We start from the raw sequence: 21,378 nt of genomic DNA, 5'->3' as shown, positions 1-21,378 counted from the left end.
TGTCCTTCATGTGAAGATCACGCCCTGAAACGTGACAGCTGGTTTTCTGCTCCCGCATCCCGCTCATTCCCGATCCCCCGGCATTTCCGCTCACGCTTTTCCATAGTGGCGGATTCGGCGTTCTTTGGAGGACGAAACCTTGCGAGGTCCCGCAGTGCGCCGCGACCACGTCATCGCCGCGAGCCTGGCGGGCGCGGTCGTGATCGTCGTCGGCTACGCGTCCGGCATCGGCCTGCGCCCGGGCAGTGCCGCCGCGACGGCCCCGCCCGTGGTGGCCGACGGCGGGCACCAGCCGGCTCCGCAAACCCCGCAGGCACAGCAACCGGTTCCGGCCGGGCAGCCACCGGCGGACGTCCCGGCGGCGCCGCTGCCCGCGGTCCCGGTCGGCGACCCGCCCGCCGCGGCAATGCCACCCGGCGACATCGTCGCGGCGCCGCCCGCGTCGTCCGACCCCGGCACCCCGCTACCCCCGCCCTCGTCGGAGTCGCCGGCACCGCCGACGTCACCGACGCTCCCGCCGCCTCCGCCGCCGGGGACCGACGTGCCCGCGTGCCAGCCCGGTGTGCCGCAACAGGTCTTGGACACCGTCGGCGGGCTGCCGCTGCTGGGCGCGGTCACCACCGGCCTCGGCGTGACCGGCCCGGACGGGCTCGGCGCGCAGGTCCTCGGCTACTGCCGCACGGCCGACGGCGGCCTGGAGCCCGCGATGGTGCCCGCGGCCGCCGTCACCCCGACCATCCTCAATGGACGGTGAGCCGTGGAACCGGTGAAGGCGTGGTACGTCGTCGCCCGCAGCGTCGACTACGCCGGGCTGACCCTGTTCGCCGGCGGGCTGCTGTTCGTGGCCGTGCTGTGGCCCGGCGGCGCCGCCCACCGCGGCACCCGGGTGCTGCTGGTGACCGGCTGGGTCCTCGGCCTGCTCGGCACGCTCGCCGGGCTGGGGCTGCAGGCGGCGTGGGCCGCGCAGCGCCCGCCCGGCGACTTCCTGGCGCTGGACCTGCTGAGCCAGGCGCTGGACAGCCAGTTCGGCCGCATCTGGTTCGCCCGCGCCCTGCTGTGGCTGCTCGGCGGCGTCGTGCTGGCGTGGCTGCTGCAACGCGACCGGGCCGCCGCGACCGCGTTGCCCTGGCGCGTCGGGGCAGGCGCGGTCCTCATCGGACTGCTCCGCACCACCGGCCTGACCGGCCACGCGGTGGAGAGCACCCGGCCGTGGCTGACACAGCTGGCGGACTTCGCCCACCTGGCAGGCGCTTCGGCGTGGATCGGCGGCCTGGCTGTGCTGCTGTTCGGTGTCCTGGCCCGCCGTGACCCCGGCGAGCTGGCCGCGGTCGTCCCCCGCTACTCGAAGCTGGCGATGGCGTCGGTCTCGCTGGTCGTCGCCGCGGGCGTGGTGCTGACGTGGCAGACCGTCGGCAGCGTCGGCCGGGTGTTCTCCACCTCCTACGGGCAGACCCTGCTGGTCAAGCTCGGCGTGCTCGCCACCGTGCTCGCCGCCGCGCAGTTCAGCCGCCGCTGGGTCGGGCGCCGCCTCGACTTCGCCGTCGTGCTGCGCGGGGACGCCGGCACGGTCCGCCCGTTCGTCTATTCCGTCGCCGCCGAGACCACGCTCGTGCTCGTGGTCCTGCTCGCGGCGAGCTTCCTCGTCACGGCCAGTCCCGGCCGTTGATTGCGCAGTACCCGAAAGGAGTCCTTCGATGGACAACCCCAACCCCGCCGCCCCCGAGCAGCCGGAGGTGGTGCGGCGACGGCGGAACTGGCCGATCGCCGTGGCGATCCTCGCACTGGCGACCGCGTTGTTCAGCCTCGCCACGCTGCGCGGCGGGCAGGCCGACCAGGCGGCGCCGGCGCAGCGCACCGACGTCGACCTCGCCGCGCTCGCGCGGCAGAGCCCCCTGGCCGTCCCGCTGTACCAGGGGCTGGCCCAGGAGCAGGCGGGCGGCGCCGCCGCTCCCGCCGCCGCGGCACCCGCGTCGTCGAAGTCGGTCGAGGCGATGGGCTACAAGTTCACCCCGGCGAGCCTGACGATCTCGGTCGGCGACACGGTGACGTGGACCAACCACGACACCGCGCCGCACAACATCGTGATCACCGACGGGCCGGAGAAGTTCACCTCCCCGACCCTGCAGACCGGGCAGACGTTCAGCCACACCTTCACCAAGGCCGGGACGTACTCGTACTACTGCTCGATCCACCCGGACATGAAGGCGACGGTGACCGTCACCGGCTCGGCCCCGACGACCGCCCCGCCCACTTCGGCCCCGACGTCCACCCCGACGACGTCCCCGACCCACACGATGCCGGCGCCGTCCACCCCGCCCGGCGGCGGCTCGTGCGTGCCGAAGTCGGTCCTGCAGCCGATCTTCGACCACATCAAGAGCGCGCACCTGGAGACCTCGCCTGCCCAGCAGGTGCAGGACATCCTCAACCTCGACCAGTACATCAAGACCCACACGGTGTGGCTGGAAACGGTGCTCGCCCCGGTGTTCGACGGGTCGGCCGACAAGGTCGTCACCGACACGCTGGCGCCGATCATCGCGCACATCAAGAGCGCGCACCTGGAGGAGTCGCTGGGCCAGCAGGTGACCGACCTGCTCAACCTCGACCAGTACATCAAGACGCACACGGTGTGGCTCGAAAACGTGCTCACGCCGTTGCTGAACCAGGCGAGCTGCTGACTCTCGCCCCGCCCCGGGTGGCCCGGTTCCCGGCCGGGCCACCCGTCCCCCTCGTTCCCGGAGGCTCTCCCCCGATGCCCGACACCGCCGTCCTGCCGGTCCCGCCCGCGACCGGCCTCGCCCTGCGCCGCGACCGGTGCGTCATCGAAGTTTCGGTCCTGCGCCTGCCGATGCTGCGCGCCCGCCTGACGGCGACCGGCGGGCACTGGACACCCGGCTCGGAGTTCACGGTGACCGTGACCCTGCCGTTCTCCCGCGGCACGGCGACCTTCACGGCCGCCGAGGTGACCGAAGAGGTGGTGATCGACGGCCGCATCGCGGGCCGCGAGGTCCGCCTGAGCGGCGACATCCGTTGCCGCGACGACGACAGCCTGGTCATCTGGGCGGCGGGAATCAGCCCACCACCCCGCCGCCGCCCCCGCCAGCTCGGCCGTCTCGCCCGGGCGCTGGCGGGCCGCCGCCTGCGCGTCGAGATCGCGATGGAGTTCACCCGATGAGGCGGCGCGCGGCCCTGCTCCTGACGGGCGTGCTGATGTTCCTGAACGTCCCCCTGCTCGTCCCGACGGCGGGAGCGGCAACGCAGCAGGTGATGATGCAGGACTACGCATTTTCCCCGGCATCACTGACGGTCCGGGTGGGCGACACGGTGACGTGGATGCAGCACGACACGGCACCACACGACGTGGTGACGACGAGTGCGCCGGTGGCGTTCCGCAGCCCGCAGCTGTCGGCCGGGCAGAGCTGGAGTTACACGTTCCGCCAGCCGGGCACGTACGCGTACTACTGTTCGGTGCACCCGGACATGCGAGCCTCGGTAACGGTCCTCCCGGCCCCGACAACGGCCCCACCAAAGCCGACAACAGCGGCGGCAGCACCCCGCCCGACGTCACCGAGGACGACATCCGCAGCAACATCACCGGCCGCGGCGGCACCGGCGGCGACTTCCCCGGGCACCACCGCCCCGGCTCAGGCCACGGACGCCCCAGCCACGGAGGTTCCGGCAACGGGACAGCCGGCGGTCCAGGCGGCCGCGGCGACGCCGCCGAGCCTGAACCCGATGCTGCTCGTAGCTGGGGTCGTTACGGGGATCGCAGTGCTGTGCCTGCTGCTGCTCGGCTCCCGCCGCGCCTGACCCGGATCCCGCTTGGAGCAGGACGTAACCCGCGTGATCAGAGCCGGAACTCGCGTGATTGGAGCCGGAACTCGTGTGCTTGGGCCCGCAACTCGCGTGATTGAGCCCGTAACTCGCGAGTTCCGGGCCTGGTCACGCGAATCACGGCACTGATCACGCGAGTTCCGGGCCCCACCAGGCGAATCGGAGCCGGGGCGGAGGCACCGCCCCGGCTCGGACGATGCGGAGCCACGCCGGAATCGGGCCCGAAGCCGCTGACCGCCGAGAGCCACCAGCGGCGGGGTGCCTTCTCCGTGCCTTCTCCGCTGGGGGCGGGCGCCTTCCCCGCCAGCGGCGAGATGCCTCCCCTTCCCCCGGCCCCCGGCCCCCGGCCCCCGGCCCCCGGCCCCCGGCCCCCGGAGGGAGGGTGCCTTCAGAGCCCGCCGAAGGCACCCCGCCCGGTCGCCACTATCAGAGGGTCTTCTCCAGCCGACCCGCCAGGAGCTTGATGAACCGCGACGGGTCGCTCAGCTCGCCGCCCTCGGCGAGGAGGGCCATGCCGTACAGGAGCTCCGCCGTCTCGGCCAGGCCCTCGTCGTCCGGGCGGGCCGTGTGGGCTTCGCGCAGGCCCTTCACCAGTGCGTGGTCCGGGTTGAGTTCCAGGATGCGCTTGATCGGCGGGAGTTCCTGGCCCATCGCGCGGTACATCTTCTCCAGCGTCGGCGTCAGGTCGTGCGTGTCGCCGACGATGCACGCCGGTGACGTCGTCAGCCGCGAGGACAGGCGGACCTCCTTCACCGTCTCGCCCAGCGCCGTCCCCATCCAGGACAGCAGGCCCTCGAACTCCTTCTTCTGCTGCTCGCGCGCGACCTCGGTGGCCTTCTTGTCCTCCTCCGACTCCAGGTCGACCTGGCCCTTGGCGATGGACTGGAACTGCTTGCCGTCGAAGCCCGGCACCGCGTCGACCCACATCTCGTCGATCGGGTCGGTCAGGACCAGCACCTCGTAGCCCTTGGCGCGGAACGCCTCCATGTGCGGCGAGTTCTCGATCGCCGACCGCGACTCGCCGGTCATGTAGTAGATGTGCTGTTGGCCGTCCTTCATCCGGTCGACGTACTCGCGCAGCGACGTCGGCTTCTCCGCGTCGTGCGTCGAGGCGAACGACGAGATCTCGAGGATGGCCTCGCGGTTCTCGAAGTCGTCGAGCAGGCCCTCCTTGACCGCGCGGCCGAACTCGCGCCAGAACGTCGCGTACTTCTCGGCGTCGGCGGTCATCATCGTCTTGACCGTCGAGAGCACCTTCTTCACCAGGCGGCGGCGGATCAGCTGGATCTGCCTGTCCTGCTGCAGGATCTCCCGCGACACGTTGAGCGAGAGGTCCTGCGCGTCGACGACGCCCTTGACAAACCGCAGGTACTCGGGGACGAGCGACTCGCAGTCGTCCATGATGAACACGCGCTTGACGTAGAGCTGCACGCCGCGCTTGCGCTCGCGCAGGAACAGGTCCATCGGCGCGTGCGAGGGCAGGAACAGCAGCGCCTGGTACTCGAACGTGCCCTCGGCCTGCAGCCGGATCGTCTCCAGCGGGTCCTGCCAGTCGTGGCTGACGTGCTTGTAGAACTCGTGGTACTCGTCCTCGGAGACCTCGCTCGACGAGCGCGCCCACAGCGCCTTCATCGAGTTGAGCGTCTCGACCTCCGCGTCGTCCCCCTCGCCCTTCATCCGGATGGGCCAGGTGATGAAGTCGGAGTACTTCTTGACGATCTGCCGGATCTTCGCCGCCGACGTGTAGTCGTAGAGGTGGTCCTCGGCGTCCTCGGGCTTGAGGTGCAGCGTGACGGCGGTGCCCTGCGGCGCGTCCTCGACCGGCTCGATCGTGTACGTGCCCTCGCCGGTCGACTCCCAGCGGACGCCCTCCGCCGTGCCCGCCTTGCGGGTCACCAGCGTGACCTTGTCCGCGACCATGAAGCTCGCGTAGAACCCGACGCCGAACTGCCCGATCAGGTCCTGCGACGCCGCCGCGTCCTTGGCCTCCTTGAGCTTGGCCAGGAACTCGGCGGTGCCCGACTTGGCGATCGTGCCGATCAGCGTGACCACCTCGTCGCGGGTCATGCCGATGCCGTTGTCCCGGACGGTGAGGGTCCGCGCGGCGGGGTCCGCCTCGATCGCGATGTGCAGGTCGGACGTGTCCGCCTCGAGGTCCTTGTCCCGGTACGACTCCAGCCGCAGCTTGTCGAGGGCGTCGGAGGCGTTGGACACGAGCTCGCGCAGGAAGGTGTCCTTGTTCGAGTAGATCGAATGGATCATCAGCTGCAGCAGCTGACGGGCTTCCGACTGGAACTCCAGTGTCTCGATCGGGGTGGTCACTTCCGTTCCTTTCCGGTTCAGCGAAGTTGGGTCGATCCTACCGAGCGGGTCCGACAGTTCCGGCACGCACCCGCCGCCATCCGCGGCGGTGAAACGCGATTGACGCAGGTCAACGGCTCGGTGACGATGTTGCGCACAAGTTTCCGCGTGGTGCGAAGGAAAGGTGCGCTGTGAAGGTTCTGGTCCTCAACGCCGGTTACGAGCCGCTGCAGACGGTTTCGGTGCCGCACGCGATCCGCATGCTGGTGCGGCGCGTCGCCGAGATCCACGAGGCCGAGGACGGCCTCGCCTACGGGCTGTTCCCGCGCCCGAAGATCGTGCGGTTGCTGAGGTACGTCGTCATGAAGTGGCGATATACGCAGCCGCCCCGCTGGTCCCGGAGAGGGGTGCTGACCCGCGACGGCCACCGCTGCGCGTACTGCGGCGCCCGCGCGACGACGATCGACCACGTGACGCCGATCAGCCGCGGCGGCGACCGGACGTCGTGGCTCAACACGGTCGCCGCGTGCGGCGGGACCCCGCGCAGCTGCAACGCCCGCAAGGCGGACAAGCTCCCGGCCGAGGCGGGGATGAAGCTGCGGTTCACGCCGTACGTGCCGACGTGGGACCAGCTGAACCGGGTCGCCGCCTGAGCCACGACATGAACGACTCGTTCATGACGTCAGACGAGGTGAACGACTCGTTCATGACGTCCGGTCACGGGTGTACCGGGCCGTTAAGCTCGAACCGGACGCCGTCCGCATCCGTGTGTTCCGGGGGAAGCCGGGAGGTCGTCGTGACCGACGCAGGAGAGCTGGTCGCCGGGCGGTACCGGCTGGCCGAGCGGATCGGCCAGGGCGCGATGGGCGTCGTCTGGCGGGCCTGGGACGAGCGGCTCGACCGGGTCGTCGCGGTCAAGCAGCTGGCGTACGACCCGGCCATCGGCCAGGCCGCCGGGCAGGAGGCGCGCCTGCGTGCCCTGCGCGAGGCGCGGCTGACCGCCCGCCTGCGGCACCCGCACGCGATCACCGTGCACGACGTCGTCGACGAGCCCGGCGGCCCCTACCTGGTCATGGAGTACCTGCCGTCGCGGACGCTGGCCGACGTCCTCCTCGACCGGGAACGCCTGCCCGCCGAGGAGGTCGCGCGCATCGGGCTGCAGGTCTCCTCGGCGCTCGCCGCCGCGCACGCCGAGGGTGTGGTGCACCGCGACGTCACGCCGGCCAACGTCCTCATCGGGGAGTCGGGCGTGGCCAAGATCGCCGACTTCGGCATCTCCCGCGCGACCGGCGAAGGCACGGTCACCGGCGGCGGTTTCATCGCGGGCACGCCCGCCTACCTGTCGCCCGAGGTCGCCGGCGGCCGCGAAGCGGGCTTCCCGGCGGACGTGTTCTCGCTCGGTTCGACGCTGTACCGCGCGCTGGAGGGCACGCCGCCGTTCGGCACCGACGACAACGCGATCGCGCTGCTGCTGCGCATCGCCCGCGACGACGTCATCCCGCCGAAGCACAGTGGCCCGCTCGCCGAGGTGCTGCTGCGCCTCCTGCAGCGCGACCCGGCCGCGCGCCCGGCCATGGCGGAGGTCCAGGAGCTGTTCGAGGCGGTCACCGGCGGCCGCCCGCTGCCCCCGCCCCGCCCCCGGCCGCGGGCAGGAACCCGGCTGCTGCGCGTGCGCCGGCCGCGTCGCAAGCTCCTCTTGGCGGGCGCCGCCGGGGCGGTGCTGCTGGCCGTGGGCGTCGTCATCGGGACGGCGCTGGTGCCGGACAGCGAACCGGTGGTAGCGGCCCCGGTTTCATCCGCTCCCCCGCCGCCGACCACCACCACGGCGGCCGACCTGGGCTGCGCGGCCCGCTACGAGGTGACGAACTCCTGGCCCGGCGGCTACCAGGTGCAGGTGACGGTGCACAACGACCGGACGGCGGACCTGCCCGGCTGGACCGTCCGGTGGACGCTGCCGCCCGGGCACCGGATCACCGGGCTGTGGAACGGGAACTACACGGTCGAGGGCTCGACGGTCACGGTCCGCAACGCCGACTGGAACGCCAAGCTGGCGGCGAACGCGACGACGACATTCGGGCTGATCGCGTTGACGCAGAACGGAAACGACGCCGCCCGGCCGGTCCTCAGCTGCCGGACGCTCTGAACCCGGCCGCCGCCCGTTCCAGCCGGTCCAGCACCGCCAGGACCTCCGGCCGCCGCGTGGTGCCGGCGCGGGTCAGCGCGAACACCTTGCGGGTCAACGGTTCCCGCAGCGGATGCAACCCGACGCCGAGCGGGCCCGCGGGCAACGCCAGCTCGGGCACCAACGCCACGCCCGCCCCGGCCGCCGCCAACGCCAGCAATACCGCGAAATCCGCCGACTCCGCCACCACCGACGGCACGAAACCCGCCGCGCCGCAGGCGCGCTGGATCATCTCGTAGCAGGACAGGTCCGCCGACGGCACCAGCCACGGCCGGTCGGCGAAGTCGGCCAGCCGGGCGGGCTCGCCGTCGGACAGGCCCGACAACGCCGGGGCCGCCGCCAGCCACACCGGGTCCGCCAGCAACGGCCGCTCGTCGCAGCGGGGCGGGATGTCCCGGGGCAGCAGCGAATAACTGTGCACCACCGCGATCTCGACCTCCTGGCGGCGCAACGACTCCAGCGCCGCGTCCGGCTCCTGCTCCACCAGGCGCAGGGAAACCGGCCCGGCCCACGCCCGCGGCAGCAGCTGCCGCGCGGCGGAGGCGAACGCCGCCACCCGGACCGTCGCCGGGCCGCCGGTGCCCGCCGCCGCGGCCAGTGCCGACTCCGCCGCCGCCAGGTCGTCCAGGATGACCTCGGCGTGGGACAGCAGCAGCCGCCCGGCCGGGGTGAACGTCAGGGTGCGGCCCTGCTTCTCCAGCAGCGGGACACCGGCCTCGCGTTCGAGCGCGGCCAGGTGCTGCGAGATCGCCGGCCCGGTCAGGTGCAGGGCCGCCGCCGTGGCCGCGACCGTCCGGTGCTGGGCGAGGGCGTGCAGGATGCGCAGCCGGCGCAGCTCCAACATGAAGTCCGACTTTCCGATGCCGTAAAGAACCGTAACTAGTGCTTTAGCATCGTAGCTCCGACGATGAAGCAGTGAACTTCAAAGCCACTGCCGCCCTGGCCGTCACCGTCGTCCTGTGGGCGGCCGCGTTCCCCGCGATCAAGGTCGGGCTCGATGGCTACGGCGTCGCCGGGCTGTCGTTCGCCCGGCTCGCGGTCGCCTCGGCCGTCCTGCTGCTCGCCGCACCGCTGCTCAAGGTGCGCGTGCCGCGCCGGAGCGATCTGCCGATGATCGGCGCGTGCGGGCTGGCCGGGATGAGCGCCTATCAGCTCCTGCTCAACTGGGGCGAGGTGCACGTCCCGGCGGGCACGGCGAGCCTGCTCATCTCCGTGGCTCCGGTCTTCAGCGCGCTGCTCGCGGCGGCCTTTCTCGGCGAGCGGCTGACGGCGGTGAAGGTGCTCGGCAGCGCGGTGGCCCTCGGCGGCAGCGCGCTCATCGCCACCGGCGGTGGCCTGGGGTTTTCCGGTGCGGCATGGGTCGTGCTGGCCGCGGCGGCGGTCCAGGCCGTCTACCACTTCGGCAGCAAGCCGCTGCTGAGGCGCTACACCGGGCTCGAAGTGGCCTGCTACGCGATGTGGGCCGGGACGCTCTTCCTCGCCCCGCTTGCCCCGCAGGCCTGGCACGCGGCCGCGACCGCACCGGCGGAAGCGACCCTGTCCGTGGTCTTCCTCGGCGTCCTTCCCTCGGCGGCCGGGTTCGTGGCCTGGGGTTACGCGGTCGCGCGGCACCCCATCGCCGTCGCGACCGGGGCGCTCTACCTCGTGCCTGCCGTCGCTCTCGCCGTCGCGTACGGGTGGCTCGGCGAGACGCCGGGGTGGGCGGACGTCGCCGGCGGCGCGCTCAGCATCGCCGGTGTCGTCCTCATCTCCCTCGGCCGCGGATCCGGCCGGATCGTCAGAGCAGCCCCGCTTCGGCGAGTTTCCCCTTGATCTGCAACAGTTCCTCGTCGTCCAGCGGCAGCTGCGGCGGCGCCGTGACAGCGTTGTCGACGAACCCGCGCAGCTTCATCGCGGCCTTGAACGCGCCGAGCGCGGCCGAGCCGCGGCCCATCCGGCTCGGCGGCGCCACGGACGTGATCGAGAACAGCTTGAGCAGGCGTTCCTGCTCGCGGCGGGCCGCGGCGAGGTTGCCGGCCTTGACGTGGTCGTGGATGAGCACGTAGCCGACCGGGTCGACGTTGCCCAGGCCCGGCACCGCGCCGTCCGCGCCCAGCTGCAGGGCCGCGTCCACCAGCAGCTCGGACCCGGTGAACACGGCGAAGGCGTCGAGGCCGCGCTCGCGCTTGCCCAGCAGCACGGCCCGGAACGCGGCTTCGTCGCCGCTGGAGTCCTTGAGCCCGGCGAGGACGCCGTCGGCCGCGAGGTCGAGCAGCATGCCGCCGTCGAGCTTGGTGTGCACGGCGACCGGGATGTCGTAGGCGACGATCGGCAGCGCCGTGCGCTCGTGCAGCAGGCGGAAGTGCCGGTCGATCTCGGCGACGTGCGTGCGCGTGTAGTACGGCGCGGTGACGACGACGGCGTCGGCCCCGGCGGCTTCGGCGGCGCGGATGTGCTCGGCGACCCGCAACGTCGTCATGTCGATACAGCCTGCCAGGACCGGGACGCGGCCGGCGACCTGGTCGACCGTGGTTTCGACGACGACGCGGCGCTGCGCGTCGGGCAGGAAGGCGACCTCGCTGGAGGAGCCGAGGACGAAGACGCCGTGCACGCCGGCGTCGAGCTGGACCTCGACGTGGCGGCGCAGCGAGTCGGTGTCCACGCTGAAGTCGTCGTTGAACGGCGTGCACAGCGGCGGGACGATTCCGGCGAACTTCGGCATCAGGCGCTCACTCCGGTCGGGGTCTCGGGATGGATGCAGCGGTAGGTGTGCCCGTCCTCGGCGGCGGCGAGTGGCGGCAGCTCGGCCGCGCAGGCGCCGGTGGCCTTCGGACAGCGGGTGCGGAACGGGCAGCCGCTCGGCGGCCGGGTCGCCGACGGCACCGGTCCGGTGAGCACGACCGGCTCGGCCGGGTGCAGCAGGCTGGGCGTCGCGGAGAACAAGGCCCGCGTGTACGGATGGCGGGCGACGGCGCCGACCGGGGCTTCCTCGACGATCCGGCCGAGGTACATGGTGACGATCCGGTCGCTCATCTTGGCGACGGTCTGGATGTCGTGCGACACGAACACCATCGCCAGTTCCAGCTGCTCGCGCAGGTCGAGCAGCAGGTTGAGGATCTGGGCGCGGACCGAGACGTCGAGGGCGGAGGTCGGTTCGTCGGCGACCAGCAGCGCGGGGCGCAGGGCCAGGGCCCGCGCGATCGCGACGCGCTGGCGCTGGCCGCCGGACAGCTGGCCCGGCACGGCGTCGGCGACGCTCGGGGGCAGGCCGACCAACCCCATCAGCTCGCGGACTCGCTCGTCGCGCTCGGCCGGGGTGCCGACGCGGTGGACGTCGAGCGGGTCGCGGATGATCCTGGCGACGGCCAGCCGCCGGTTGAGCGCGGTCGACGGGTCCTGGAAGACCATGCCGACCTCGCGCCCGGAGACGGACGGCTGCCCGCGGAAGCGCACGGTGCCCGAGGTCGGCCGCTGGAGGCCGACGATCACCCTGGCCAGCGTCGACTTCCCGCAGCCGGACTCGCCGACGATCCCGATCGTCTCGCCCGGGTTGACCACCAGGTGCGCGTCCGTCAGCGCGTAGACGTTGTCGTGGCCGAACAGGCGGGCGCCGCGGATCTTGTGTACGACGTGGACGCCGTCGACTTCGAGGAGATTCACGCCGTCGCCTCCTTCTCGCGGGCGAGGTCGACCGCCGGGAAGTGGCAGGCGACGAGGTGCTCGACCGGCTCGCCGAAGCGGACCGGCGTCTCGGTGTGGCACTTCGCGCGGGCCGCCGGGCACCGGTCGGCGAACCGGCAGCCCGCGGGGAACTCGGCCGGTGCCGGGACGACACCCTTGATCTGCGTCAGCCGCGCGTCGTTCTCCTCCAGCGACAGCACGGCGCTGAGCAGGCCGCGCGTGTAGTGGTGCCGCGGCGAGCCGACGACCTCCGCCGTCGTGCCCAGCTCGGCGACCTGCCCGCCGTACATGACCACGACGCGGTCGGCGATCTCGGACACCAGGGCCAGGTCGTGCGAGACGAGGATCAGCGCGAAGCCCAGTTCCTCCTGCAGCCGCAGCAGCAGCGCCATGATCTGGGCCTGCACGGTGACGTCGAGCGCGGTGGTCGGCTCGTCGGCGACGATCAGCTTGGGGCTGCGCGAGAGCGCCATCGCGATCAGCACGCGCTGGCGCTGGCCGCCGGACAGCTCGTGCGGATACGCCCGCAGCGTCCGTCCCGGGTCGAGGTTGACCAGGTCGAGGAGTTCGGCCGGGGTGCGGGTGCCGCCGCGGCGGGTGAACTGCTTGAGCTGCGCCCGGATGGTCATCGCCGGGTTGAGCGAGCTGAGCGCGTCCTGGTAGATCATCGCGATGTCGTGGCCGAGGTGACGGCGGCGCTCACCCGGCCGCAGTGCCAGCAGGTCGCGCTGGGCGAACCGGATCCGGCCCGACACCTTCGCGGCCGGAGGCTGGAGGCCGAGGATCGACAACGCCGTGAGGGTCTTGCCGCAGCCGGACTCCCCGATCAGGCCGAGGACTTCGCCCGCGCGGACGCTGAACGACACGCCGTCGACGACGTCCACGCCGTCGTGGCGGCCGGGAAACGAGATGGCCAGCCGGTCGACTTCCAGGACCGGCTCGCGGTCGTCGAGGAACCGGGCGGTCCGGGCGAGCCGCTCCCCCGCTTCCCGCAGGCCCGCGATGGGCAGGACCGGCGCGGTGTCGGCGTCGTCGCGTGCCTCGACGGCCTTGGCGACTTCGGCCGCCTTGACCGCGCGGGCCGAGGGCGCCGCCCACGCGTCGGAGATGCGCTCGGACAGGATGTTGAGCGCCAGCACGGTGATCAGGATGAGGAGGCCGGGGAACAGCGTGGCCCACCAGCCGCCGGTGAGCACGAGATCCTTGCCGTCGGCCAGAACCGAGCCCCACGACGGGTCCGGCGGCTGGATGCCCGCCCCGATGAACGACAGCGACGCCTCGAACACGATCGCGTCGGCCACCGTGACCGTGCAGTAGACCAGCACGGGCGCGGCGCAGTTGATCGCGACGTGCCGGGTCAGCACGAAGAACCGGCGGGCCCCGATGACGTGCTCGGCGGCGACGTAGTCCTCGCCGTACTGGGCCAGCACGTTCGCCCGCACGACCCGGGCCACCGCAGGCATGTTGAGGAAGCCGATGGCCAGGATCAGCACCGCGATGCCGTGGCCGAACACCGCGACCAGCACCGCGGCGAGCGCGATGCCGGGGAAGGCCATGACGACGTCGAGCACGCGCATGACGACCGCGTCCACCCGGCGGTGCGCCGTCGCGGCGAACGCGCCGATCAGCGCGCCCGACACCAGCGCGAGCGCCACCGCCCCCAGACCGATGGCGAGCGACCAGCGGGTGCCGGCGACCAGCCGGGAGAAGATGTCGCGGCCGGAAGCGTCGGTGCCGAACCAGTGCGTGCCGCTCGGGCCGCCGGTGTCGGTGCTCAGCGCGTCCGGGTTGTGCGTCGCGACGAGCGTGCCGAGCACGGCGACCAGCAGCAGGACACCGAGGATCGCGAGCGCGGGCCACCCACCGCGCAGGCGCTTCACGCGTGGCTCCGCAGACGCGGGTTCGCGATCAGGTAGAGGACGTCGACGATCAGGTTGACCAGCACGAACCCGAGCGCGATGGTGATGACGAAGCCCTGCACCTTGGCGGTGTCACCGTCGGTGACGGCCTGGATCATGTTCTGCCCCATCCCCGGCAGCGCGAACATCGTCTCGATGACGACGGCGCCGCCCAGCAGGTAGCCGACCCGCAGGCCGAGCACGGTGAGCGGGGTGACGAGCGCGTTGCGCAGCACGTTGCGCCCGATCACGACGACCGGCGGCAGGCCGCCGCCGCGCGCGGTGCGGACGTAGTCCTTGTCCAGTTCCTCGACCATCGACGTCCGGATCACCCGGGTCAGCTGCGCCGCGACCGGCAGGGCGAGCGACACCGCGGGCAGCGTCAGCGAGTTGAGCCAGCCGCCGAAGGAGTCGGCCGGGCTGACGTATCCGCTGGTGGGGAACAGGCCTTCGCCGACCGCGAGCCACTGCACCAGCAGCAGCGCCACCCAGAACGCGGGCGCGGCCACCCCGGCGAGGGTGACGACGCGGATCACCTTGTCCGGCCAGCGGTCGCGGAACAACGCCGACGTCACGCCGAGGACGAGCGAGGTCACCAGCGCGATGCCCAGCCCGAGCAGGGTGAGCTGCACGGTCAGCGGCAGCGCGGTCGCGATGGTCTCGCCGACCGGCTGCTTGGTGATCACGCTGGTGCCGAAGTCGCCCTGGGCCAGGTGCGCGACGAAGTGCACGTACTGCAGCGGCAGCGGGTCGAGCAGGCCGTTCTCCAGCCGGAACTGCCGGAGCTGCTCGGCGGTGGCGTTGGCGCCGTCGAACGCGGCCAGTGCCGGATCGGTGGGCGCGAAGCGCATCACGATGAACACGAACAGGATCACGCCGAGCAGCAGCGGGATCAGGGCGAGGACGCGGCTGAGCAGCATCCGCACGACGACGGCCACGGATTCGCCTCCTAGACCGGCTTGGCCTGGTTGAGCCAGATGCCGGGGTAGCCCTGTGCCCGCACGCCGGTGATCGCCTTCGGGTCCCACGCGGTGCCGAGCTGGGTGAACACCACCGGGTAGAGCACCGCCTGCTCGGCGATCCGGTCGACGATCTGCTTGGTCAGCGCGGCCCGCCTGGCCTCGTCGGCCTCCGCCGCGGCCTGGTCCAGCAGCGCGCGCAGTGCCTGGGCGTCCGGGCCGGTCCAGCGGGCGTACTTGGTGGTCAGGATGGCCTTGGCGTCGTAGTAGTAGCGGACGAGCAGGTCCGGGTCGTTGCCGAACTGCAGCGGGTTGTTGGTCGTCGCGACCACCTGGAAGTCCGTGCCGGCGTCGAGCTTGGAGAACAGCGCCTTGGTGTCCTGGGAGTCCAAAGTGGTCTGGACGCCGATCGCGTCCCAGCCCTCCTTGATCACCTTGACGCAGTCGGCGACCAGCGAGGTGTTCGTCGTGGACAGGGTCACCTTCAGGTTCGCGACCCCGGCCTGCTGCAGCAGCTGCCTGGCCTTGTCGGGGTTGTAGGCGAAGTCGAGTGCCGCGGGCTGCGAGGACGGCAGCTTCGGGTTGATGAACGACGTCGCCGCCGTGCCGGCGCCCTTGAGCCCGATGTCGACCATCTTCTTCTTGTCGATCGCGTAGTGCAGTGCCTGGCGGACGAGGTTCTTGTCGAACGGCGCGTGCGCGGTGTTGAAGAGCAGGAACAGGTTGTTGCCGCCGTCGGCGAACTCGACCGTGCGGCCGGCCTTGCGCAGCTGCTCGGCGTTGGCGGCCGGGATGTTCTCGGCGATCTGTGCGTCCGGCTTGGCTCCGGAGATCGCGGCGACGCGCGGCGCGGCATCCACAATGGATTTCCAGAGCATCCGGTCGTAGGCGGCCGGGCGGGGACCGTTGTAGGCGGCGAACTTCTCGAAGCCGGTGTGGCTCAGCGGTGCCTGCTCGACGACCTTGTACGGGCCGGAGCCGACGACCTTGCCGCTCTTGGCTTCGTCCCACTTGCCGTCGAAGACGTGCTTCGGGACGATCTTGCAGCACTGGATCCGTTGCAGCGCATACGGGAACGGGAACTTGAGGACGAACTCCACCGAGCGGTCGCCGGTCTTGCGGACCTCCTTCAGCCAGGTGGCGAAGAAGCTGTGGATGAGCACGTTCTCCTGCTCGTCCAGCGCGCGGGCGTAGGTGAAGACGACGTCGTCGGCGGTCACCGGCTGCCCGTCGTGCCACTGGGCGCCGTCTCTGAGGTCGAACTTCAGGCTCGTGCCGCCCGTATCGGCGGGCAGTGCCTTGGCCAGGCCGGGGAACGGGGCGCGGGTGATCGGGTCACCCTCCACAAGGGACTCGTAGCAGTGCAGGATCGCGGCCATCGAGAAGGCGGACGCGGTCTGCAGCGGGTCCCAGGTCTGGTTGTTGCCGTAGCCGAGGACGGCGGTCAGCGAGCCCGCCGAGCTGCCGGTCCGGTTGGTCGACGCCGGGCCGCCGCACGCGGCGAGCACGGTCGGGAATGCCAAGGCCGCCCCGGCGAACGTGGTGTAACGCAGTACCTGGCGGCGGCTGAGCGGCGGGCTCTGGGACATCGCTGTCTCCTGCGGGCCTCGAACGGTAGGACGTGGGACGTCCTATGACCGGCGTGAGCCTAGGATGCGTTCGCAAGCCGGTCAAGAGGGCTGGACGTATGACGTAGGATGTCCTCTCATGACGCATCCGGGGAGGACAGCCGTGGCCCGTCCGCAGCGCAGCGAAGAGATCACCAAGCGCATCATCGACCTGATCGTCGAGCGCGAGCTCCCACCGGGCGCGCCCATGCCCACCGAGCTGAGCCTGATGGAGGACATCGGTGTCAGCCGCAATTCCATCCGCGAGGCGATCAAGGCCCTGCAGGCGCTCGGCATCGTCGAGATCCGCCACGGCTACGGCACGTTCGTCGGCTCGGCGGGCTCGGAGTCCCTGCAGACGTGGCTGCTGTTCCGCACCCGCGCCCGCGGCGCCACGGACGTCGGGCGCCTGCGCGACCTGCTGGAAGTGCGGGAGATGCTGGAGACCGAGCTGACCCGCCGCGTCGCGGCCGACCACCGGCCGGAGCTGGTGGAGGAACTGCAGGCGTGCGTGTCCCGCATGCGCCGCAAGGGCCCCGACGCGGCCGAGGCCGACCGCGAGTTCCACGACCTGATCTGCGCCGAAGCGGGCTTCGACCTCGCGCGCGAGCTGACGGGACTGTTCTGGGACGTCTACCGCATCGCGGAAAGCGAGCTGGGCGGCCCGGCCTCCTCGGCCACGGCGACCGCGAAGCGGCACCAGGCCATCGTGGACGCACTCGTCCTGCGCGACGCCGACGCGGCCGCGGAAGCGGTGCACCGCCACTTCGACGAAGTCCGCAAGCGCGCGAAAGCCGGACCGTACGGCGGTTTCGGCGTCGCCCGCCCGGTACCCGCCGCACGTTCCTGACTTTGTGTCGTTGAGCCGATCGGCGTAATTCCGAAAGATCGCGGATCCGGCTCAACGACACGGCCCACTGGCTCGTCGGTAGTGGTGATCGATCACCACACGGAGGTGCCAGTGCGAAGAAGATTTTCGATGTTCGCGGTCCTGCTCGCCGGTGCGGCAGGGCTGGCCGGGCTCGCCCCGCCGTCCGCCGTCGCCGCGACGCCGTCGGCGACCGTCACCCTGATCACCGGGGACCGGGTCACCGTGCGGACCGCCGCGGACGGGCGGGACACCTTCGACGTCCAGCCGGCCGCGGCCACCGGTATGGCGCGGGCGCTGGTCCACCTGCGGCTCGGCGGCCGGGACTACGAGGTCCCCGGCACCGCGCTCCCCTACCTCGGGCGCGGGCTCGACCTGAGCCTGTTCGACGTCAAGGCGCTGCTGGACGGCGCCCCGCTGCCGGCCGACCCGCGGACCTTCGGTGCCGCCCTCGCGAAACAGTTCAAAGAGGACACTGCCAGGGGCCGGTTCGGCGGCCAGGGTCTGTTCGCCGGCGGCACCCGCTTCGCCCTTGCCGGGGCGCCGAAGCGGCAGGCCGTCCGGCCGCGGTCGGTGATGCGGACCGTGTCCGTCGACGGCACCGACATCGCGGGCAAGCCCGCCGACACCGGTGTCGCGTTCCTCTACAACACCGACGACGGCGCCACCCTGGCCCCGGACGAGAACTTCGGCTACTTCTTCGGCGGGACCGCCAAGTTCAGCGTGCCGGACGGCAACTACAGCGCACTCGGCCTGTTCTGGACGGCCGACGCCGACGGCAACCCCACCGAGGTGCGGTTCAGTGCGCAGCCGGAGTTCGCGGTCAAGGCGGACATGACCGTCCGGGTCGACGCGAAACGCGCGTCCAGCAAGGTGACCTGGGTGACGCCACGTCCGGCGCTGCTCGACGACACGGGGTTCCTGTTCCGCCGCGCGGCGAAGACGGGACCGGCCCTGCTCGTCGACTTCGACGCCGGGCCCGGCGTGCCGATTTCGGTGTCGCCGACCGCCGTTCCGGTGCGCACCGGCGCGCTGCAGACCTATCCGTACAGCCGGCTCGTGTCGCCGCCCGGGCCGGGCACGCCGTACGAATACGTCCTGCAGAAGGCGAGCACCGGCACGATTCCGCAGCAGCGGTACGTGATCACGGCGAAGGACGTCGCCACGGTGGACGCGACCTACTTCAGCGAGTACTCCTCCTCCGGCCTGCGGCAGCGCAGCGGGATGTTCGCCTTCGAAGACAGCAGCGGACGGCCGTCGCACCCGATCGCACTGCCGCGGAAGCAGACCGAGTACGTCTCGGCCGCGCCGGATCTGGCGTGGTTCGGCGGGTTCTCGAAGTACGTCCTGCCCGGGCCGTTCCCGGGCTGGGCCGGGGGCCAGCGCGAAGCGTTCCACGCCTACCAGGGCGGCACGGCGGTCACCGAGGACTGGAACCGGTTCCCGCTGCACCCGGTGGGCGCGGTGACGCTGTCGCCGCTGACCGACGGCCGGGACCTCACGCAACCGGGCGCGACCCGGGCCGGTGACCTGGTGCGGGTGCTGCTCACGCCGTTCAGCGACAACCAGCCCGGCCACACCGGCTTCGGCTTCTACGGCGAGTCCCGCGACACCATCACCGGGCACTACCGGTTCACCCAGGACGGCACGACCCTGGCCGAAGGCGATCCGACGGGCCCGGACGAACTCGTTCTCGCGCAGGAGGTGGGCGCCGGCCCGGCGACGCTGGGGCTCACGCTCGACGCCGGCCGGACCGGGCCGATGTACCGCCAGAGCACCGCGACCCACACCGAGTGGACGTGGCAGTCGCAGCACGTCGAGGGCACGACCCTGCCGACGGCGCTGTACTGTGCGCGCGGGGAGAACGGGCCGGACCGCTCGTGCGCGGTCGAGCCGCTGCTGACCCTCGGCTACGCCGTCGGCGGGCTGCGGCCGGACGGCTCCACCGTGTCCGGCCCGCAGAGCCTCGACCTCACGGTCGGGCATCTGCAGCTGAGCACGGGCAGCGCGGTGACCGGCGCGAAGGTGCAGTACTCCACCAACGGCACGACCTGGCAGGACGCCACGGTGACGCCCCGCGGCGACGGCGTCTTCCACGCGGAGTTCACCGCCACGACGGAGGCGTTCCGGGGCATGGACGTCTCCCTGCGCGTCACCGCGTCCGACGCCGCCGGGGCGACGATCGACGAGACGATCACCGCCGCCTACCACGTCTACCAGTCCTGAGGGGTCCATTGTGTACAGACGACTGATCGGAGTGCTGGCCGCCGTCGTCGCGGCGGCGGGCACGCTCACCCCGGCCGCGACGGCGGCCCCGGGCCCGCGGGCCGCGTGTCCCGAACCGGGCCCGGGCCTGCTGCGCTGCCTGACCACCTACACCCCGCACGCGGCCCGGTCACTGGCCGACGGGCCCGTCGGCTGGGGTGCCGGCGACCTCGCCTCCGCCTACCGGCTGCCGGACCAGCCCGGGCCCGACACCGTCGTCGGCATCTCGATCGCCTACGACGCCCCGAACCTGGAGGCGGACCTGGCGACCTACCGGGCGCAGTTCGGCCTTCCGCCGTGCACCACGGCGAACGGGTGCTTCCGCAAGGTGAACCAGCAGGGCGCGGCGGCACCGCTGCCGCCGTCGAACTTCGGCTGGGCCCTGGAGTCCACATTGGACGTCTCGATGGTGTCGGCGGCGTGCCCGTCCTGCCGGATCCTGGTGGTGGAAGGCAACACGCCGGGGTTCGCCGACCTCGCCGAGACCGAGGACACGGCGGTGCGGCTGGGCGCGAAGGTGGTGTCGAACAGCTACGGCGCCCGCGAAGGCGGCGCGCCGCTGGCGTATGCGAGCCACTACCAGCACCCGGGCGTGACGGTGGTGGCCTCCTCTGGCGACTCCGGCTTCACGGCGGCGAGCTACCCGGCAGTGCTGGCCTCGACGGTCGCGGTGGGCGGGACGTCGCTGGCCCGCGACCCGGATTCCCCGCGCGGCTGGGCGGAATGGGCGTGGCAGTACGGCGGCAGCGGCTGCTCGGCCTACATCGCGAAACCGAAGTGGCAGAAGGACACCCACTGCGGCAAGCGGACCGTCGCCGACGTCGCGGCGGTGGCGGAAAGCCTGGCCGTCTACCACGCCGACGCGGGTGGCTGGCTCCCGGTGGACGGGACGAGTGCCTCGGCGCCGTTCGTGGCGGGCCTGTACGGCCGCTCCGGCCGGGCGGGCACCGCCCAGCCCGCCGACCTGTACGCGCACGCGGCGGAGTTCACCGACATCACCGCGGGCAACAACGACCCGGCAGGCGCGGGCAAGAAGTGCGGCGGCGACTACCTGTGCGTGGCGGGCCCGGGCTACGACGCCCCGACCGGCGTCGGCGTCCCGAACACCCTGAGCGGCTTCTGACATAGCGGCTCTTTCCTGTCGTCCGGCGGCAGGAAAGAGCCGTTCAGGTCACCGGCAGAGGCCGCTCTCGTAGGCCAGCACCCCGGCCTCCGTCCGGTGCGCGCAACCCAGCTTCCGCACCACCCGCGCGACGCAGTCCCGCACCACCGGCTCCGGCAGGCCCAGCCGCAGGCCGATCTCCGCGTTCGTCAGCGCGTCACCGATGCCGGCGAGGACCGCGGTTTCGCGGTCCGACAACAGGTCCACGCGTGCTGTGCGTTCGTCTCGCGGGCCCGACAGCCTGGTCGCCGCGGACACCCAGCGCCGCGAGGCGGCGGCGGACAGCACCACGTGCCCGTCCGCGGCCAGGAGGACCACCTTGACCAGCTCACTGCGCCGGGCCGAGCGCAGCAGGTACCCGGCCGCGCCGTCGCGCAGCGCACGCAGGATGCCCGCGTCGGAGTCGAACGCCGCCAGCGCCACCACCGCCGGGCGCCGCGGCAGCGAACCCGGGGTCCGCAGCCGCAGGTCCAGCAGCACGACGTCCGGACGGCGGCGGCGGGTGGTGACCTCGGCCGCCGTCGCGTCGCCGGTCGCGCCGACGACGTCGATCCCGTCCACCGCACCCAGCACGGACAGCAGGCGGCCCCGCACCGCCGGGTCGCGGTCGGCCACCAGGACCCGGACCGGCGGGGCGGGCACCGG

Annotated in this window: 19 protein-coding genes; 11 read left to right on the top strand and 8 right to left on the bottom strand. The window is 72.1% G+C overall.

All coding sequences use genetic code 11. From position 1 onward, the window contains the following. Positions 1-139 precede the first annotated feature (139 nt). The 5 genes from ABJI51_RS12905 (at position 140) to ABJI51_RS12885 (ending at position 3,807) form a co-directional block, all read left to right on the top strand. The gene (locus ABJI51_RS12905) at positions 140-754 is read left to right on the top strand and encodes a hypothetical protein (protein WP_348950453.1); all 615 of its coding nucleotides are present in this window, start codon (positions 140-142) and stop codon (positions 752-754) included. A gap of 3 nt (positions 755-757) precedes the next feature. Further along, entirely contained in the window at positions 758-1,666 is a 909-nt protein-coding gene (locus ABJI51_RS12900; protein WP_348950451.1) for a copper resistance D family protein, read from the top strand. Between the two features lie 28 nt (positions 1,667-1,694). Next, positions 1,695-2,675 carry a cupredoxin domain-containing protein gene (locus ABJI51_RS12895; protein ID WP_348950449.1) on the top strand — a complete coding sequence of 327 codons (981 nt, stop codon included), beginning with the start codon at positions 1,695-1,697 and terminating at the stop codon, positions 2,673-2,675. A gap of 74 nt (positions 2,676-2,749) precedes the next feature. Beyond that, entirely contained in the window at positions 2,750-3,172 is a 423-nt protein-coding gene (locus ABJI51_RS12890) for a hypothetical protein (protein ID WP_348950448.1), read from the top strand. Then, positions 3,169-3,807: a cupredoxin domain-containing protein gene (locus ABJI51_RS12885; RefSeq protein WP_348950446.1), complete on the top strand. Its 639-nt coding sequence runs from the start codon at positions 3,169-3,171 to the stop codon at positions 3,805-3,807. The genes ABJI51_RS12890 and ABJI51_RS12885 overlap by 4 nt, the downstream gene beginning before the upstream one ends. Positions 3,808-4,257: 450 nt before the next feature. Here ABJI51_RS12885 and htpG read toward each other — a convergent pair whose 3' ends face one another. Then, the gene (gene htpG, locus ABJI51_RS12880) at positions 4,258-6,153 is read right to left on the bottom strand and encodes a molecular chaperone HtpG (protein ID WP_348950444.1); all 1,896 of its coding nucleotides are present in this window, start codon (positions 6,151-6,153) and stop codon (positions 4,258-4,260) included. Positions 6,154-6,323: 170 nt separating this feature from the next. On the opposite strand from htpG, the gene ABJI51_RS12875 reads away from it, so the two are divergent. After that, on the top strand, positions 6,324-6,785 hold the full coding sequence (locus tag ABJI51_RS12875; RefSeq protein ID WP_348950442.1) for an HNH endonuclease: 462 nt from the start codon (positions 6,324-6,326) through the stop codon (positions 6,783-6,785). A gap of 143 nt (positions 6,786-6,928) precedes the next feature. Next, positions 6,929-8,275, top strand: a complete 1,347-nt coding sequence (locus ABJI51_RS12870; protein WP_348950440.1) for a protein kinase domain-containing protein — start codon at positions 6,929-6,931, stop codon at positions 8,273-8,275. On the opposite strand, the gene ABJI51_RS12865 is transcribed toward ABJI51_RS12870, so the two are convergent. Beyond that, on the bottom strand, positions 8,256-9,158 hold the full coding sequence (locus ABJI51_RS12865; protein WP_348950438.1) for a LysR family transcriptional regulator: 903 nt from the start codon (positions 9,156-9,158) through the stop codon (positions 8,256-8,258). The two genes, ABJI51_RS12870 and ABJI51_RS12865, sit on opposite strands and share 20 nt — an antisense overlap. Positions 9,159-9,229: 71 nt before the next feature. On the opposite strand from ABJI51_RS12865, the gene ABJI51_RS12860 reads away from it, so the two are divergent. Beyond that, a complete protein-coding gene (locus tag ABJI51_RS12860) occupies positions 9,230-10,126 on the top strand; it encodes a DMT family transporter (protein ID WP_348950436.1) in 897 nt (298 codons plus the stop codon). Here ABJI51_RS12860 and ABJI51_RS12855 read toward each other — a convergent pair. From ABJI51_RS12855 to ABJI51_RS12835, 5 genes are read right to left on the bottom strand one after another with little or no spacing between them, the layout of a single operon-like run. Beyond that, positions 10,092-11,015: a dihydrodipicolinate synthase family protein gene (locus ABJI51_RS12855; RefSeq protein WP_348950434.1), complete on the bottom strand. Its 924-nt coding sequence runs from the start codon at positions 11,013-11,015 to the stop codon at positions 10,092-10,094. The genes ABJI51_RS12860 and ABJI51_RS12855 overlap by 35 nt on opposite strands. Then, the gene (locus ABJI51_RS12850; protein WP_348950432.1) at positions 11,015-11,953 is read right to left on the bottom strand and encodes an oligopeptide/dipeptide ABC transporter ATP-binding protein; all 939 of its coding nucleotides are present in this window, start codon (positions 11,951-11,953) and stop codon (positions 11,015-11,017) included. The genes ABJI51_RS12855 and ABJI51_RS12850 overlap by 1 nt, the downstream gene beginning before the upstream one ends. After that, entirely contained in the window at positions 11,950-13,854 is a 1,905-nt protein-coding gene (locus ABJI51_RS12845; protein WP_348950430.1) for a dipeptide/oligopeptide/nickel ABC transporter permease/ATP-binding protein, read from the bottom strand. Before ABJI51_RS12845 ends, ABJI51_RS12850 begins: the two co-directional genes overlap by 4 nt. Next, on the bottom strand, positions 13,851-14,810 hold the full coding sequence (locus tag ABJI51_RS12840) for an ABC transporter permease (RefSeq protein WP_348950428.1): 960 nt from the start codon (positions 14,808-14,810) through the stop codon (positions 13,851-13,853). Before ABJI51_RS12840 ends, ABJI51_RS12845 begins: the two co-directional genes overlap by 4 nt. Positions 14,811-14,821: 11 nt before the next feature. After that, positions 14,822-16,420 (bottom strand): ABC transporter substrate-binding protein, encoded by a 1,599-nt coding sequence (locus ABJI51_RS12835; protein ID WP_348950426.1) that lies wholly within the window; start codon positions 16,418-16,420, stop codon positions 14,822-14,824. Positions 16,421-16,562: 142 nt separating this feature from the next. Here ABJI51_RS12835 and ABJI51_RS12830 point away from each other — a divergent pair, with 142 nt between their 5' ends. From ABJI51_RS12830 to ABJI51_RS12820, 3 genes are all read left to right on the top strand, one after another. Further along, positions 16,563-17,288, top strand: coding sequence for a FadR/GntR family transcriptional regulator (locus ABJI51_RS12830; protein WP_348950424.1), 726 nt, complete (start codon positions 16,563-16,565; stop codon positions 17,286-17,288). A 129-nt stretch (positions 17,289-17,417) separates the two neighbouring features. Further along, positions 17,418-19,532, top strand: a complete 2,115-nt coding sequence (locus ABJI51_RS12825; RefSeq protein WP_348950422.1) for a hypothetical protein — start codon at positions 17,418-17,420, stop codon at positions 19,530-19,532. 10 nt (positions 19,533-19,542) lie between these two features. After that, positions 19,543-20,694: a S53 family peptidase gene (locus ABJI51_RS12820; protein ID WP_348950420.1), complete on the top strand. Its 1,152-nt coding sequence runs from the start codon at positions 19,543-19,545 to the stop codon at positions 20,692-20,694. 48 nt (positions 20,695-20,742) lie between these two features. Here the strand turns inward: ABJI51_RS12820 and ABJI51_RS12815 are convergent, their stop codons facing one another. Continuing rightward, positions 20,743-21,375 (bottom strand): LuxR C-terminal-related transcriptional regulator, encoded by a 633-nt coding sequence (locus tag ABJI51_RS12815; RefSeq protein ID WP_348950418.1) that lies wholly within the window; start codon positions 21,373-21,375, stop codon positions 20,743-20,745. Positions 21,376-21,378: the final 3 nt, after the last annotated feature.

This window comes from Amycolatopsis melonis (assembly GCF_040064235.1).
Taxonomy (GTDB): domain Bacteria; phylum Actinomycetota; class Actinomycetes; order Mycobacteriales; family Pseudonocardiaceae; genus Amycolatopsis; species Amycolatopsis melonis.
This window is presented reverse-complemented; position numbering and strand designations above follow the sequence as displayed.

Bases quoted from the DNA above. Each gene is read 5' to 3' on its own strand.
- ABJI51_RS12885 (WP_348950446.1), top strand. From the start codon at position 3,169: ATGAGGCGGCGCGCGGCCCTGCTCCTGACGGGCGTGCTGATGTTCCTG.
- ABJI51_RS12835 (WP_348950426.1), bottom strand. From the start codon at position 16,420: ATGTCCCAGAGCCCGCCGCTCAGCCGCCGCCAGGTACTGCGTTACACC.
- ABJI51_RS12855 (WP_348950434.1), bottom strand. From the start codon at position 11,015: ATGCCGAAGTTCGCCGGAATCGTCCCGCCGCTGTGCACGCCGTTCAAC.
- ABJI51_RS12895 (WP_348950449.1), top strand. From the start codon at position 1,695: ATGGACAACCCCAACCCCGCCGCCCCCGAGCAGCCGGAGGTGGTGCGG.
- ABJI51_RS12890 (WP_348950448.1), top strand. From the start codon at position 2,750: ATGCCCGACACCGCCGTCCTGCCGGTCCCGCCCGCGACCGGCCTCGCC.
- ABJI51_RS12825 (WP_348950422.1), top strand. From the start codon at position 17,418: ATGTTCGCGGTCCTGCTCGCCGGTGCGGCAGGGCTGGCCGGGCTCGCC.
- ABJI51_RS12865 (WP_348950438.1), bottom strand. From the start codon at position 9,158: ATGTTGGAGCTGCGCCGGCTGCGCATCCTGCACGCCCTCGCCCAGCAC.